Here is a 14,669-nt window from a genome sequence, read left to right on the forward strand (position 1 = left end):
TGGCTGCCAAGGGAACGGCTCGTCGACCACCACTGCGTGGTGATCATGGAAGGGCGGGCTACAGAAGGCTCGCGAGGACGGCGGCGGCGCGGTCCACCCCGGCCCGGTCGACGTCGAGGTGCGTCACCAGGCGGATCCGGCGCGGGCTCACCTGGCTGACCAGCACGCCCTGCGCCTTCGCGGCCTGGGCCACGACCGGTGCGGCGACGTCGTCCAGCACGACCATGTTGGTCTCGACGGACGCCGGGTCGACGCCAAGCCGCTCGGCCAGGAGCCGCGCGTGCTCGTGGTCCTCGGCCAGCCGGTCGTAGTGGTGGTCGAGCGCGTAGATCCCCGCGGCCGCCAGCACGCCGGCCTGGCGCATGCCGCCGCCGAGGCGCTTGCGCCACAACCGCGCGGCGGCGATCCGCTCGGACGACGACACCAGCACCGACCCGACCGGCGCGCCCAGCCCCTTCGACAGGCAGACCGACACCGTGTCGGCGAGCCGGCCGTAGGTCGACAGCTCCAGACCCGCGGCGACGGCGGCGTTCCAGATGCGCGCGCCGTCGAGGTGGACGGCGACACCGGCCTCCCGGGACCAGTCCCACAGCTTCTGCAGCTCACCGAGGGGCTGGACGAGCCCGCCGCCGCGGTTGTGGGAGTTCTCGACGGCGATCGCCGCGGTGGCCGTCAAGTGCCAGTCGCCGCGCGGCCGCACCTGCGCGATCAGCTGGTCGGCGTCCAGCCGGCCCCCCGACGAGACCACCGTGCGGGTGGAGATGCCGAAGATCGCCGCGGCGGCGCCCATCTCGTAGGTGACCACGTGCGCGTCGGCGTCGCAGAGCACCTCCTGGCCGGGCTCGCAGACCAGCCGCATGCCGATCTGGTTGCCCATCGTCCCGGAGGGCACGAGCAGCCCCGCCTCGTGACCGAACAACTCGGCGACCCGCTCCTCGAGGGCGGTGATCGTCGGGTCCTCGCGGTAGACGTCGTCCCCCACCTCGGCCTCCGCCATGGCGCGCCGCATGCCCGGCGTCGGCCGGGTGACGGTGTCGGAGCGGAGGTCGACGGTCGGGCTACCCACGCAGCATCTCCGCCACGAGGAACGCCAGCTCCAGCGACTGCCCGGTGTTCAACCGGGGGTCGCAGGCCGTCTCGTAGCGGCTGTTGAGGTCCTCGTCGCTGATCTCCATCGCGCCGCCGAGGCACTCGGTGACGTCCTCACCGGTGAGCTCCACGTGGATGCCGCCCGGCCAGGTGCCCAGGGCGCGGTGCACGTCGAAGAAGCCGAGCACCTCGTCGACGACGCGGTCGAAGTGGCGGGTCTTGTACCCGGTGGACGACTCGTGGGTGTTGCCGTGCATCGGGTCGCACTGCCACACGACCTGGTGGCCGCTGGCGGTGACCTTCTCGACGATGCCGGGCAGGACGTCGCGGATCTTGCCGTTGCCCATCCGGCTGATCAGGGTCAGCCGGCCGGGCAGGCCCTCGGGGTCGAGCCGCTCGACGAGCTCGGTGGCCTGCTCGGGCGTCGTCGTCGGGCCGATCTTGACGCCGATCGGGTTGGCCAGCTTCGAGACGAACTCGATGTGCGCGCCGTCCATCTGGCGGGTCCGCTCCCCCACCCACACGAAGTGCGCCGAGGCCGCGTAGGCCCGGCCCTCGTGCACCCGGAGCAGCGCGCGCTCGTAGTCGAGGATCAGGGCCTCGTGGCTGTTGAACAGGTCGACGCTGTGCAGCGCGCTCGAGTCGACGCCGCAGGCACGCATGAAGGCCAGGGCGCGGTCGATCTCGCGGGCGATGACCTCGTACCGGACCCCGGCCGGCGAGTTCGCGACGAAGTCCTTGTTCCAGTCGTGGACCGCGTGCAGGTCGGCGAGACCGCCGCGGGCGTAGGCCCGGATCATGTTCATCGCCGCGGCCGAGTTCGCGTAGGCGCGCACCAGCCGGTTCGGGTCGGGGATGCGCTTCTCCAGCACCGGCTCGAGCGAGTTGACCATGTCGCCCCGGTAGGAGGGCAGGCCGAGCGCGTCGAGCTCCGAGGAGCGGGGCTTCGCGTACTGGCCGGCCACCCGGCCGACCTTCACCACCGGCACGCTGGCGCCGTAGGTGAGGACGACGGCCATCTGCAGCAGCGTGCGCGTCGTGCTCTGCAGGTGCGGCTCGGTGTTGAGGTCGAACGTCTCCGCGCAGTCCCCGCCCTGCAGCAGGAACGCCTTGCCCTGGGCGACCTCGGCCAGACGGCTGCGCAGGTCGTCGATCTCGGCGGGCGCCACGATCGGCGGCACGGTCGACAGGGTGCCGAGGACCGCCCGCAGCGCGGCGTCGTCCGGCCACTTCGGCTGCTGGGCGGCGGGCAGCTCCCGCCACCGGTCCAGACCGGGGACCAGCTCGGCGGGTTCGGGGAGCGTCACGTCACGAGCGTACGGCGCGCCCCGGGATCAACCGAAGAAGACCTCGGCCTCGGCGTAGCGCTCCGGCGGGACCAGCTTGAGCTGGGCGGTGGCCGCCGACAGCGGCACCCGCACGATGTCGGTGCCGCGCAGCGCCACCATCACCCCCGACTGCCCGTCGTGGACGGCATCGATCGCGGCCAGGCCGAACCGGGTGGCGAGCACCCGGTCGAACGGCGTGGGCGTGCCACCGCGCTGGACGTGGCCGAGCACGACCGCCCGCGCCTCCCGCCCGGTGCGCTCCTCGACCAGCGATGCCAGGGCCGTGCCGATGCCGCCGAGCCGCACGTGCCCGAACGCGTCCTTCTCCCCCGTCGCGAGCACCATGTCCCCCTCCTTCGGGGTCGCGCCCTCGGAGACGACGACGATCGGCGAGTAGCCCGAGTCGAACCGGTGCTGCACGTGCGCGATCACCGCGTCGACGTCGAAGGGCACCTCGGGGATGAGGATGACGTTCGCGCCACCGGCCATCCCGGCGTGCAGCGCGATCCAGCCCGCGTGCCGTCCCATCACCTCGACGACGAGGGTGCGGTGGTGGCTGTCACCCGTGGTGTGCAGCCGGTCGATCGCCTCCATCGCCACGGTGACGGCGGTGTCGAAGCCGAAGGTGTAGTCGGTGGAGTCCAGGTCGTTGTCGATCGTCTTCGGGACGCCGACGACGCGGACCCCGGCCTCGGCGAGCTTCGTCGCCACCCCGAGGGTGTCCTCCCCGCCGATCGGCACCAGCGCGTCGATGCCCAGGCGCTCCAGGTTGGCCATGACCCGGTCCGGACCGCCTTCGACGCCGTACGGGTTGGTGCGCGAGGTGCCGAGCACCGTGCCGCCGCGGGGCAGGATCCCGCGCACGGCCTTCAGATCCATCTCCACCGTGTCGGCGTCGAGCACGCCCCGCCAGCCGTCGCGGAAACCCACGATCTCGTCGCCGTGCTCGCCGATCCCCTTCCGGACGACGGCCCGGATGACGGCGTTGAGACCCGGGCAGTCGCCGCCGCCGGTCAGGATGCCGATGCGCATGAGGGGTCCTCCGGGAAGGGTCGGGGGCGGTGCGGGGTTGTCCCGCGTCATGATGCCGCAGGTCACGCCGCACGACACGGGTTCGCGATGATCGCCGTCACCGGTGCCACCGGCACCCTCGGCGGCCGGGTGGCCGCCCGGCTGTCCGCCGCCGGGGTCCCGCTGCGCCTCGTCGTCCGGGAGGCCGGGCGCGCACCGCACCTTCCCGGGGCGGAGATCGCCGAGAACCCGGGCGGCTACTCCGACGCCCACGGGTTCCGGGCTGCGCTGGCCGGCGTCGACACCCTCTACCTCGTGTCGGCCGCCGAGGCCGAGGACCGGCTGCAGCAGCACCTCACGGCCGTCGGCGCGGCGGCGGACGCCGGGGTGCGCCGGATCGTCTACACGTCGTTCGTCGGGGCCAAGCCCGACGCCGTCTTCACCCTGGTGCGCCAGCACCACACCACCGAGCAGGCCATCGCGTCCACCGGCGTCCGGCACACGTTCCTGCGGCACAGCATGTACGCCGACTTCGTGCCGTTCTTCGCCGTGCGCGAGGGCGACGGTGCGGTGATCGCCGCGCCGGCCGGTGACGGCCGCACCGGGTTCGTCTCCCGTGACGACCTGGCCGACGTCGCCGCCGCCGTCCTGCTGCGCGACGACGACGAACTGGACGGCGCGACCCTCGACATCACCGGCCCCGAGGCGCTGACGCTGACCGAGGCGGCCGCGACGCTGGCCGAGGTCACCGGCATCCCGGCCGAGTACCGGCCGCAGACGGTCGAGGAGGCCTGGGCGACCCGCCGTCCCTCCGGGCACCCCGACTGGGAGATCGAGGGCTGGGTGACCAGCTACCTGGCGATCGCTGCCGGCGAGCTCGCCTCCGTGACCGACGTCGTCGAGCGGGTGGCCGGCCACCCGGCCCGGACGGTGGCCGAGCACCTGCGCGCCCATCCGGAGGACTGGGCGCATCTGCGCTAGACCCCGGTGGCGCCGTTGATCCCCTCGCGGATCAGGTCAGCGTGGCCGTTGTGCCGCGCGTACTCCTGGATCAGGTGGTTCATGATCCGGCGCAGGGAGTACTCGTCCCCCGAGCGCCGGTCGACGCCGACCACGTCCAGGGACGGCGCGGCGACCTCGATGTCACGGGCGATCGCGATCTCGGCCTGCCAGGCCGCGAACGCCTCCTCCGGCGCCGCGCCCGCTGCGTCGTAGGCGACCTGGAAGTCCCCGTCGGGAGACCAGACCAGCGGCACGCGCTGCCCGTCGAGCACCCGGCGGAACCAGGCTCGCTCCACCTCGGCCATGTGCCGCACCAGCCCGAGAAGGGTCAGCGAGGACGCCGTCGTCCGACGCCGCAGGTCGTCGTCGGAGAGGCCGGCGCACTTCAGCGCCAGCGTCTCCCGGTGGAAGTCGAGGTAGGCGCGCAGCGTCTCCCGCTCACCCCCGGACTTGGGGACGTCGGTCCGCGCGTCGGTCACGCCCGACGCTCCAGGACCTGGCCGGGCCAGCCCTTCACGTCGAACGGCACGCTCCGCGTGAAGCCGGCCGACTCGTAGAAGCGCACCAGCTTGCCGTCGTCCCCGGCGTAGCAGTCGACCCGCTGCAGCCGCAGGCCGGCGGCCCGGGCCCGGGCCCACGACTCGTCGAGCAGCGCCCGCCCGGCCCCGCGGGCCGCCGGGTCGCTCACCAGCAGCAGCACGAAGTCCTCGGGCTCGCCGGCCGGCGGCACGTAGTCGTGCGCCCGCGGTCCGTGGGCCAGCGCAGCGACCGGTCGCCCGTCCTGGTCGAGCACGAGCAGCTCGCCGCCCTCGATCATCCCCCGGAGGCGCTCCACCCGTGCCGGCGACGCCGACCAGGGCTGGTCGCCCCACTGCCCGGTGCGGCCCTGGCTCACCAGCCAGGCGACGGCGCCGTCCATCAACGCCACGACCGCGTCGAGGTCGTCGACCGATCCGACGCGCAGCAGCCGCTGGTCGCTCATCGGGCGGCCTCCATCGCCTGCCAGCGGGCGAGGTTGTAGCGCGCGTCGACGAGCGCGTCGTGGGTGCCCGTGGGCTTGGCCGGCAGCTCGGGCTGCCCGAGGTCGTCCCACCGCTGCCGCAGCTCGCGGGTGAACCGCGGGATCGGCCGCGGCAGCGCCGGCATCGCGCCCCACAGCTGGCAGAGCGCGACGTGGTCGTAGGCGCCGAACCACGCCCACAGTTCGATCTCCTCGCCCGGGCCGGTCAGGAAGGCGAGCAGGTCCTCGCGGATCCGCTCGCGGCTGCGCCAGGCCCGGTCGGCCGGCGGGGGCAGCTGATCGAGCACGTTGCGGCGCACCCACGGGATCGCCTTGCGCTCGTCGAACTCGGTGCTGACGGCGTAGAACTCCCGGCCGGTCTCGTCGACGACGCCGATCGAGACCAGGTCGATCGTGGTGCCGTCCTCGATGAACTCGGTGTCGTAGAAGAAGCGCCGCACGCGGCCAACCTATTGCGCGGGTTAGGTTCGCCCCCATGCCGGTACTGGCCATCGACGCAGGAACCACCGGGGTGACCGCGCTGGTCGTGGGCGAGGACGGCGGCGTCCTGGCCCGCGGCTACCGCGAGTTCGCGCAGCTGTTCCCCCGCCCGGGCTGGGTGGAGCACGAGCCCGACGACATCTGGACGGCGACGGTCGCCGCGTGCCGCGAGGCCCTGGCCCGCACCGACGCCGCGCCGACGTGCATCGGCATCACCGACCAGCGCGAGACCGCCGTCGTCTGGGATCCCCGGACGCTGCACTCGCCGCGGCCGGCGATCGTCTGGCAGGACCGGCGCACCACCGCCATCTGCGACCGGCTGCGGTCCGACGGCGTCGAGGAGCGCGTGGCGATGCTGACCGGTCTGCGGCTGGACCCCTACTTCACCGGCACCAAGTTCGCCTGGCTCGCCGCGGAGGAGCCGCAGCTGTGGAGCCGGGTGCGCGACGGCAGCCTCGTCCTGGGCACCGTCGACTCCTACGTGATCGCCCGGCTCACCGGCGGCGCGGCGCACGTCACCGACCCGAGCAACGCCAGCCGCACGCTGCTGTTCGACCTGGAGAAGGGCACCTGGTCCGACGAGCTGTGCGAGCTGTTCGACGTCCCGCGCGCGAGCCTGCCGGAGGTGGTGCCGAGCTCCGGCGTCGTCGGCACCACCGATCCGGACGCGTTCCTCGGCCTGTCGCTGCCGGTCGCGGGCATCGCCGGCGACCAGCAGGCGGCGCTGTTCGGGCAGGCCTGCTACTCCCCCGGCGACACGAAGTGCACTTACGGAACCGGATCGTTCGTGCTCACCAACACCGGCTCGACACCGGTGCGCTCCGAGGCCGGCCTGCTCTCCACCGTCGCCTGGGACATCGGGAACGGGCTGGTGTACGCGCTGGAGGGCTCGATCTTCGTGACCGGCGCGGCCGTCCAGTGGCTGCGCGACGGCCTGGGGCTCATCGACTCCGCCGCCGAGACCGAGGGCCTGGCGCGCACGGTGCCCGACTCCGGCGACGTCGTCTTCGTGCCCGCCCTGACCGGGCTCGGCGCGCCGCACTGGGACCCGCACGCGCGCGGCGCCGTCCTCGGCATCACCCGCGGGACGACGCGGGCGCACCTGGTGCGGGCGACGCTGGAGGCGATCGCGTTCCAGGTGCGCGACGTCGTGGAGGTGATGGTCTCCGAGGCCGGGCTGTCGGTGCCCGAGCTGTCCGCGGACGGCGGGGCGAGCGCGAACGGCCTGCTCATGCAGCTGCAGGCCGACGAGCTCGGCGTTCCGGTCCGCCGGCCCGTGGTGGCCGAGACGACGGCGCTCGGCGCGGCGTTCCTGGCCGGACTGGGCACGGGCGTCTGGGGTTCCACCGACGAGCTGGCGGCGACCTGGACCCTCGACGCCCGCTGGGAGCCCACGCCGGGGCGCCGCGAGGACGGCCGGCACGACCGCTGGCGCGACGCCGTCCAGCGCGCCGGCGGCTGGACGCGCTGACCGCTCCGGTCAGCGCGGCCGTTCGTGCCGCAGCAGGACGACGCCGTTGCCGAACGTCCGCGTCTCGACCAGGCGCAGGTCCGTGGGCGTCTCACCCGGCCCGAAGAGCAGGTGCCCCCGCCCCAGCAGCACCGGGTTCACGTAGAGCCGGTACTCGTCGATGAGGTCGTGCCGCCGGAACGCCGCGCCCAGGGCGGCCCCGCCCAGGACCATGTCGCCCCCGGGCTGGGCCTGGAGCGCCCGCACCTCGTCGGGCACGACGTCGGGCACCACGGTGGCGTTGTCGCCCGCGGTGGCGAGGGTGCGCGAGTAGACGACCTTGGGCATGGTCCGCCAGATGCCGGCGAACTCGACCGTGGTCGGCGCGCTGTCGGGGTCCTGGTCCGCCGTCGGCCAGAACGCCTCCATCTGCTCGTAGGTGACCCGGCCGAAGAGGAAGGCGCTCATCGCGGCGAGCTCCTGGTTGATGTGGGTCAGCATCTCCTCGTCGACCCGGTGCCAGCTGATGTCGCCGTCCGGGCCCTCGAAGTACCCGTCGAGCGACACCCCCATCTGCGCCACCACCCTGCGCATGGCCTTCTCCCGTCCCGCTCGCCTGGCCTACGACAGATGAGACCGCCGTGGGGTGCCGTGCTCATCGGTCCCGGGCGGCGCCGGGGTCCCGGCGCCATGGTGGCACCGTCGAGGCCGGTCGGAGAACCTCCCTGCCACCTGCAGGAGGACATCAGGCGGCGGGGTTCGCCTTCGCCTGCGCGCCGACGGAGTTCTTGCCGAACTCCTGGCCGTTCAGGGCAGCGATGTCGCGCTCGAGCTGCGGCACCCGCTTCGCCGAGACCTTCATCGCGACCTTCTCGGCGACGACGCCGGTGACCAGCTGGCGCAGCGCCGACACGACGCCGACCGAGCCGGGGACGAACACCCGACGTCCCCGGGTCTCGAGGTTCTCCACGAGCGCCTCGGCGCACGCCTCGACCGAGGTGAAGGCACCCAGCGGGCCGGGGAGCTCCTTGCGCGTCCGCGCGAAGGTCGGCAGCGCGGCCTCGGTGTCGCGCACCATGTCGGTGTCGATCCAGGTCGGGTGGGCGCTGGCCACGGTGACCCCGCGGTAGGCGACCTCGAGGCGCAGCGCGTCGCCGAACCGCTCCACGCCGGCCTTCGCGGCGCAGTAGGCGCTCATGCCGGGCAGCACGGTGAACGCGGCGGCGGAGCTGATCAACAGCACGTGGCCCTTGCGCTTCGCGATCTCGGGCAGCGCGGCGTGGGTCGTCAGCATCGCGCCGATCAGGTTGACCTCGATCGTGCGGGCGAGTGCGTGCGCCGAGCTGGTCATCACCGTGGTCAGCGGCGCGATGCCGGCGTTGGCGACGACGATGTCCAGCCCGCCGAACGTGTCGACCGTCCGCTGGACGGCGGCCTGCAGCGCCGCCGGATCGGTGACGTCGGTCTCGACCCACAGGTGCTCGGGGCCCAGCTCGTCGGCGACGCGGGCCAGCTGCTCGGGCTCGAGGCCGACCAGCGCCACGCGGGCTCCCCGGGCGGCGGCCTTGCGCGCCAGCTCCGCCCCGATCCCACGGGCGGCTCCGGTGATGAGGACGGACTTCCCGGCCAGGGACGTACGCGGACGCTGCCTGCGCAGGCTGAACCCCATCGCTGCTGCTCCCTCGGGTCTGGGCGCTCGAATTGAGCACCGCTGCGTAACCGTTGTAGCTTGTTGAGCGTTGCTCAGCAAGCCGAGGACGATGGACCGCGAGCACTCCGAAGGAGCCGATCGGTGACCAGCACGCTCGAGAACCACCCCGCCGCCACGACCCGACCCGTCCGCGAGGTCGGCGTCGCGATCATCGGCTCGGGCTTCGCCGGCCTGGGCATGGCGATCGCGCTCCGGCAGCGGGGCGAGGAGGACTTCGTCGTCCTGGAGCGGGCGCAGCAGGTCGGTGGCACCTGGCGCGACAACACCTACCCCGGCGCCGCCTGCGACGTGCAGAGCAACCTCTACTCGTTCTCCTTCGCCCCCAACCCGGACTGGCCGCGCTCCTACTCCGAGCAGCCGGAGATCCAGGCCTACCTCGAGGGTGTCGCCGACCGGTTCGGCGTCCGCCCGCACTGCGTCTTCGGTGCCGACGTCACCTCCGCGCAGTGGGACGACGAGGCCCGCCGCTGGCACGTGCAGACGACCGCCGGCGAGTTCCGGGCCCGCGTGCTGATCTCCGCGGCCGGGGCCCTGGCCGACCCGACGTACCCCGACATCCCGGGTCTGGACACGTTCACCGGCACCGTCATGCACTCCGCGCGCTGGGACCACGGCCACGACCTCGCCGGCGAGCGGGTCGCCGTCATCGGCACCGGGGCGAGCGCGATCCAGATCGTCCCGGCCATCCAGCCCGTCGTCGACAGCGTCGCGGTGTACCAGCGCACGCCGGCCTGGGTCGTCCCCCGCACCGACCACCCCGTCAAGCCGTGGATGCAGAAGCTCTACCGGTTCGTCCCCGGCCTGCAGAAGACGGTGCGGGCGGCGCTCTACCTGATGCGCGAGTTCCTGGTCATCGGCCTGGCCAAGCGCCGGCGCTTCCTGAAGCCGGTCGGCAAGCTGGCCCGGGCGCACCTGCACCGCCAGGTCCGCGACCCGCTGCTGCGCGAGGCCCTGACCCCCGACTACACGATCGGCTGCAAGCGGATCCTGATCAGCAACGACTACTTCCCCGCCGTCGCCGCCCCCAACGCCGAACTGGTGACGGCGGGCATCGCGGCGGTGCGGCCCCGCTCGATCGTCACGGCCGACGGCGTCGAGCGGCCGACCGACACCATCGTGCTGGCCACCGGCTTCCACGTGACCGACCTGCCGATCGCCGAGAAGATCTGCGGCCGCGCCGGCCGCAGCCTCGCGCAGGTCTGGGCCGACGGCATGGTGAGCAACCGCAGTGCCGCCGTCGCGGGCTTCCCGAACCTGTTCCTGCTGGTCGGGCCGAACGTCGGCGTCGGCCACACCTCGATGGTCTACATGATCGAGTCGCAGGTGGCCTACGTGGACTCGGCGCTGCGGGCCATGGCCGAGGAGGGCCTCGAGGTCATCGAGACCACGCCCCAGGCGCAGGAGGCCTACCGCGACCTGATCGCGGAGAAGTCGCAGGGCACCGTGTGGCTGGCCGGCGGCTGCGCCAGCTGGTACCTCGACAAGCACGGCCACAACACGACGCTCTGGCCCGACTTCACGTTCCGGTTCCGCAAGCTGACGAAGACCCTCGACCGCGAGAACTACGTCGGCACGCCGGCCGGCACCCCGGCCCGGACGACGGAGGTGGCCGCGTGAGCACCGTCCTCAAGCGCACCGCCGCGGTCCGGCTGCCCGACGGCGCGCAGCTGCACGCCACCGTCGAGGGCCACGACGACGCGCCGGTCACCGTCGTCCTCGCGCACGGCTGGACGCTGTCGCAGGCCGCGTGGGACGACGTCGCCGAGCGGCTGGTCCCGCGCATCATCGCGCGCGAGCTCCGGCTGGTCCGCTACGACCAGCGCGGCCACGGCCGGTCGAGCTGGGGCACCGACGCCGACGAGCTCGGCGAGCTGTCCATCGACCACCTGGGCGCCGACCTCGGCGAGGTGCTCGACCAGCTGGTGCCCGACGGCCCGGTGGTGCTGGGCGGGCACTCCATGGGCGGCATGACGATCATGGCGCTGGCCGCGGGGCGGCCCGAGCTGTTCGGCGAGCGCGTGCGCGGCGTCGCCCTCGTCTCGACGTCCGCGGGCGACCTCAACCCCGAGCCCCGCACCCGGCTGGAGGCCGTGCGGCAGAAGCTCACCCCCGGCGCGCTCGCCCTCGCGCTGGCCGGCGCCCGTGTGCTCGAGCGGCTGCGCGCGCTGGTGCCACCGCACCACCCCCGCCACCGGAAGATCGTCCGGGACCTGCTCTACGGCGCCGACGCGACCGACGAGATGGTGGTGCGGGGCGCCGAGATCATGCACGCCTCGACCGTGCGCGCCTTCGCCGTCTTCCTGCCCGCGCTCGGCGAGCACGACAAGCGCGAGGAGCTGCACGCGCTGCAGGACGTCGCGGTGGAGATCCTCGTCGGCGACAGCGACAAGCTCACGCCCGCGCGGCACTCGCGGCACCTGGCCGGGGCCCTGCCCGACGCGGTGCTGCACGTCGTCGACCGGACCGGCCACATGCTCACCCAGGAGCGCCCGCACCTCGTCGCCGAGGCCGTCCACCGGCTGGTCGCCGCCGCGACCAGGGACCGGGCGGCCGCATGACGGCCGCTCCCGCACCGCGTCCGCTGCGCAGGTCCGCCGACGACCGGCGGGCCCAGCTCGTGCAGATCGGCCTGGAACTGCTGCCGACGACGCCGGTGCAGGAGCTCACGATCGACGAGGTGGCCCGGCGGGCGGGCATCAGCCGGAGCCTGCTGTTCCACTACTTCGCGACCAAGCGCGACTACTACACGGCGGTCACCCGCGCGGCCGCCGACCTGATGCTCGAGCACCTGCTCCCCCCGCCCGGCGCCGCCCTGGCGGAGCAGGTGACCGGGATGCTCGACCGCTACGTCGGCTGGGTGGAGGCCTACCGCGAGTCGCACCTGGCGTTCGTGCGCGGCGCGGCCGGTGGCGACCCCTGGGTGGCGGAGGTCTACGAGGAGACGCGCGACCGGCTGGTGGCGGTGGCGCTCGACGCGCTGGAACTCCCCGACGGGCCGTTGCACCGGCAGCTGGTGACCGCCTGGTTCGCCTTCACCGAGGACCTCGTGGGCCAGTGGACGCGGGAGCCGACGATGCCCCGCCCGGAGCTGCTCGCCCTGCTGCGCGACGTCCTCGACCGGCTGGTCACCCGTTAGTCCAGCTTTCGGTACCGAAAGCCGCGCCTCGCACCGCAGCTTTCGGTACCGAAAGCTGGTGTCAGCCGGCGAGGGACGTCGGTGCGCGGTCGCCGGCCTCGTCGATCGGGGGCTGCAGCGTGGCGACCACCTCGGGTGCGCTGGCACCGGTGGAGTCCATCGACTTCTTCACCGTGGCGCCGTAGACGTCGACGTACTCCTGGCCCGACAGCGTCATGATCTCGTACATGATCTCGTCGGTGATCGACCGCTCGACGAAGCGGTCGCCGGAGAGGCCCTCGTAGCGGGAGAAGTCCAGCGGCTCCCCGAACCGCACGTGCACCCGGGTGATCTTCTTGCCGAACGGCAGCCGCTTGGAGCTGTAGACCATGGCGACCGGGATGACCGGCGCGCCGGTCTCCAGTGCCATGCGCGCCACGCCGGTCTTGCCGCGGAAGAGCCTGCCGTCGGGCGAGCGGGTGCCCTCCGGGTAGATGCCCAGCAGCTTGCCCTCGCGCAGGGTCCGCAGGCCCGTCTGGATCGCGTTCTCGGCCGCAGACGCGCTCGACCGGTCGATGGGCACCTGCCCGGCGCCGGAGAAGAAGGCGCGCTGCAGGAACCCCTTGATGCCCGTGCCGGTGAAGTACTCGGCCTTGGCGAGGAAGGTGACGCGGCGCTTGAGCTGCAGCGGCATGAAGATCCAGTCGGCCGCCGAGAGGTGGTTGCTCGCCAGAATGGCCCCGCCCGTCGCCGGAACGTGCTCCGTGCCCTCGGCCCGTGGCCGGAAGATCAGGTGGACCACCGGGCCGATCGCGACGAACTTGAGGAACCAGTAGAACAACACGCCTCCCTCGTGAGCTGCCAGACTAAGGAGCGCAGCGGCCGAATCACAATCGGCGGCTTTCCCTGTGAGCGATCACCCACGTACGGACGGCATCGGAGCCGGACCCGAGGAGGACCCCCGTTGGCTGGACCGTCGACCGCCGTCATGGCCGGAGCCGAACCCTTCGCCTTCCCCGGTGGTGACGGTCCGGAAGGCCGCACCGGGGTGCTGCTCGTCCACGGGTTCACCGGCACCCCGATGAGCATGCGGCCCTGGGGCGAGCACCTGGCCGCCGCGGGGTTCGCGGTGCGCTGCCCCCTGCTGCCCGGCCACGGCACCCGCTGGCAGGACTGCAACCTGGTCACCCACGACGAGTGGACGACGGCGGTCGGCGCCGCCTTCGACGAGCTCGCCGCCGACTGCGACCGCGTCTTCGTGGCCGGCCTGTCGATGGGCGGCACGCTGTCGCTGCGGCTGGCCGAGGTCCGGGGCGACGACGTCGCGGGGCTCCTGCTGGTGAACCCGTCGCTGCTGACCGAGCGGCTGGACGCGAAGCTGCTGCCCCTGCTGGCGCGCATCACCCCGAGCTGGGCGCCGATCGCCAGCGACATCAAGAAGCCGGGCATCACCGAGCTGGCCTACCCGAAGCTGCCCACCCGCGCGGTGCTGCAGCTGCGTGAGCTCTGGGCGGCCACCCGCGCCGACCTGGGCAGGGTGGAGGTCCCGCTCATCCTCTTCCGCAGCCGCGTCGACCACATCGTCGAGGCGACCTCGGGGAAGGTGCTGCTGGCCGGCGTCTCGAGCACCGACGCCACCGAGGTCGTCCTGGAGGACAGCTTCCACGTCGCCACGCTCGACAACGACGCCCCGACGATCTTCGCCCGCTCCGTGGAGTGGATCCGGGAGCGGACACCGGCCGCGGAGCCGCGATGACCGGGGCGCGGCGGGGCCGGGGGCGTCGGGACAACGGGCTCGACGCCGTTCTCTGGAGCCCGCTGCGCGACGTCGATCCGCGCATCGGCGAGCACCTGCTCGACGTCCTGCACGCCGTCGGCATCGCCGCCTACCTCGAGCCGTCGGCCGACGTCGGGCCCTACACGCGCACGGTGTTCCTGCCGAGCCCGCCGACCGACCGGCTGTTCGTCGACCGGTCCCGCCGGGCCGAGGCCCGCACGCTGGTCGAGGAGCAGGTGGGTCGGGAGGGGGCCGACCGCCGTCCCGACCCGGTGCCCGAGCGGGCCGCCCTGCGGCGCGATCTCGACGAGGACGCGGAGTGGGCGGCGATCGTGTCGGCGTTCGAGGCCGAGCACGGCCGGGCCGTCGCCGCCGAGGAGCCGGCGCAGGCTCCCCCGCCCGCGCCGCACGAGCCGGCGGTCCTCGACCGGCCCGACGAGCACTACGAGCCGCCGCCTCCCCCGCCGGTGCCGGTGCCGGCGCCTGCCTCGCTCTACGCCGTCCTGGTGGTTCTCGGCGGGGTGCTGCTGGTGTTCGCCCCGGGCCTGCTCCGGCTGTCCGCCGACGTCGGCCTGGTGCTGGGCGTCGCCGCGATCGCCGCCGGTGTGGCACTGCTGGTCATGCGCATGCGCGACCGCAGCCTGGAGGACGACGGCGACGACGGGGCCGTCGTCTAGGTTCTGGG

Annotated in this window: 16 protein-coding genes; 7 read left to right on the top strand and 9 right to left on the bottom strand. The window is 73.3% G+C overall.

All coding sequences use genetic code 11. From position 1 onward, the window contains the following. Nucleotides 1-58: 58 nt before the first annotated feature. The 3 genes from ABD644_RS12965 to ABD644_RS12975 are packed head-to-tail and all read right to left on the bottom strand — an operon-like array spanning nt 59 to nt 3,449. The gene (locus ABD644_RS12965; RefSeq protein ID WP_344689322.1) at nt 59-1,066 is read right to left on the bottom strand and encodes a threonine aldolase family protein; all 1,008 of its coding nucleotides are present in this window, start codon (nt 1,064-1,066) and stop codon (nt 59-61) included. After that, entirely contained in the window at nt 1,059-2,396 is a 1,338-nt protein-coding gene (locus ABD644_RS12970; protein WP_344689323.1) for a class II 3-deoxy-7-phosphoheptulonate synthase, read from the bottom strand. Before ABD644_RS12970 ends, ABD644_RS12965 begins: the two co-directional genes overlap by 8 nt. A 27-nt stretch (nt 2,397-2,423) precedes the next feature. Beyond that, nucleotides 2,424-3,449 carry a 6-phosphofructokinase gene (locus ABD644_RS12975; RefSeq protein WP_344689324.1) on the bottom strand — a complete coding sequence of 342 codons (1,026 nt, stop codon included), beginning with the start codon at nt 3,447-3,449 and terminating at the stop codon, nt 2,424-2,426. 87 nt (nt 3,450-3,536) lie between these two features. On the opposite strand from ABD644_RS12975, the gene ABD644_RS12980 reads away from it, so the two are divergent. Next, nucleotides 3,537-4,409 (top strand): NAD(P)H-binding protein, encoded by an 873-nt coding sequence (locus ABD644_RS12980; protein WP_344689325.1) that lies wholly within the window; start codon nt 3,537-3,539, stop codon nt 4,407-4,409. Here ABD644_RS12980 and ABD644_RS12985 read toward each other — a convergent pair. The 3 genes from ABD644_RS12985 to ABD644_RS12995 are packed head-to-tail and all read right to left on the bottom strand — an operon-like array spanning nt 4,406 to nt 5,891. Further along, on the bottom strand, nt 4,406-4,909 hold the full coding sequence (locus tag ABD644_RS12985; RefSeq protein ID WP_344689326.1) for a DinB family protein: 504 nt from the start codon (nt 4,907-4,909) through the stop codon (nt 4,406-4,408). The genes ABD644_RS12980 and ABD644_RS12985 overlap by 4 nt on opposite strands. Further along, nucleotides 4,906-5,412 carry a GNAT family N-acetyltransferase gene (locus ABD644_RS12990; RefSeq protein WP_344689327.1) on the bottom strand — a complete coding sequence of 169 codons (507 nt, stop codon included), beginning with the start codon at nt 5,410-5,412 and terminating at the stop codon, nt 4,906-4,908. The genes ABD644_RS12985 and ABD644_RS12990 overlap by 4 nt, the downstream gene beginning before the upstream one ends. Further along, on the bottom strand, nt 5,409-5,891 hold the full coding sequence (locus tag ABD644_RS12995; RefSeq protein ID WP_344689328.1) for a polyadenylate-specific 3'-exoribonuclease AS: 483 nt from the start codon (nt 5,889-5,891) through the stop codon (nt 5,409-5,411). The genes ABD644_RS12990 and ABD644_RS12995 overlap by 4 nt, the downstream gene beginning before the upstream one ends. 35 nt (nt 5,892-5,926) lie before the next feature. On the opposite strand from ABD644_RS12995, the gene glpK reads away from it, so the two are divergent. Further along, nucleotides 5,927-7,402 (top strand): glycerol kinase GlpK, encoded by a 1,476-nt coding sequence (gene glpK / locus ABD644_RS13000; protein ID WP_344689330.1) that lies wholly within the window; start codon nt 5,927-5,929, stop codon nt 7,400-7,402. 9 nt (nt 7,403-7,411) lie between these two features. Here the strand turns inward: glpK and ABD644_RS13005 are convergent, their stop codons facing one another. Both ABD644_RS13005 and ABD644_RS13010 read right to left on the bottom strand, forming a co-directional pair. Further along, complete coding sequence (locus ABD644_RS13005; RefSeq protein WP_344689331.1) at nt 7,412-7,975, bottom strand: dihydrofolate reductase family protein; 564 nt, start codon at nt 7,973-7,975, stop codon at nt 7,412-7,414. 151 nt (nt 7,976-8,126) lie between these two features. Beyond that, nucleotides 8,127-9,050, bottom strand: coding sequence for an SDR family oxidoreductase (locus ABD644_RS13010; RefSeq protein ID WP_344689332.1), 924 nt, complete (start codon nt 9,048-9,050; stop codon nt 8,127-8,129). Nucleotides 9,051-9,173: 123 nt separating this feature from the next. Between ABD644_RS13010 and ABD644_RS13015 the strand changes: the two genes are divergently transcribed. Genes ABD644_RS13015 through ABD644_RS13025 form a run of 3 tightly spaced genes read left to right on the top strand, consistent with a single transcriptional unit; the run spans nt 9,174 to nt 12,228 of the window. Continuing rightward, nucleotides 9,174-10,709, top strand: coding sequence for a flavin-containing monooxygenase (locus ABD644_RS13015; RefSeq protein ID WP_344689333.1), 1,536 nt, complete (start codon nt 9,174-9,176; stop codon nt 10,707-10,709). Then, nucleotides 10,706-11,650 carry an alpha/beta fold hydrolase gene (locus ABD644_RS13020; protein ID WP_344689335.1) on the top strand — a complete coding sequence of 315 codons (945 nt, stop codon included), beginning with the start codon at nt 10,706-10,708 and terminating at the stop codon, nt 11,648-11,650. Before ABD644_RS13015 ends, ABD644_RS13020 begins: the two co-directional genes overlap by 4 nt. Further along, on the top strand, nt 11,647-12,228 hold the full coding sequence (locus ABD644_RS13025; RefSeq protein WP_344689337.1) for a TetR/AcrR family transcriptional regulator: 582 nt from the start codon (nt 11,647-11,649) through the stop codon (nt 12,226-12,228). Before ABD644_RS13020 ends, ABD644_RS13025 begins: the two co-directional genes overlap by 4 nt. Nucleotides 12,229-12,289: 61 nt before the next feature. On the opposite strand, the gene ABD644_RS13030 is transcribed toward ABD644_RS13025, so the two are convergent. Next, nucleotides 12,290-13,051 carry a lysophospholipid acyltransferase family protein gene (locus ABD644_RS13030; protein ID WP_344689339.1) on the bottom strand — a complete coding sequence of 254 codons (762 nt, stop codon included), beginning with the start codon at nt 13,049-13,051 and terminating at the stop codon, nt 12,290-12,292. Nucleotides 13,052-13,171: 120 nt separating this feature from the next. Between ABD644_RS13030 and ABD644_RS13035 the strand changes: the two genes are divergently transcribed. Then, nucleotides 13,172-13,963 carry an alpha/beta hydrolase gene (locus ABD644_RS13035; RefSeq protein WP_344689340.1) on the top strand — a complete coding sequence of 264 codons (792 nt, stop codon included), beginning with the start codon at nt 13,172-13,174 and terminating at the stop codon, nt 13,961-13,963. Then, a complete protein-coding gene (locus ABD644_RS13040) occupies nt 13,960-14,661 on the top strand; it encodes a hypothetical protein (protein ID WP_344689341.1) in 702 nt (233 codons plus the stop codon). The genes ABD644_RS13035 and ABD644_RS13040 overlap by 4 nt, the downstream gene beginning before the upstream one ends. The last annotated feature ends 8 nt before the right edge of the window (nt 14,662-14,669 follow it).

The sequence above is a fragment of the Blastococcus jejuensis genome, from assembly GCF_039534705.1.
Lineage (GTDB): Bacteria > Actinomycetota > Actinomycetes > Mycobacteriales > Geodermatophilaceae > Blastococcus_B > Blastococcus_B jejuensis.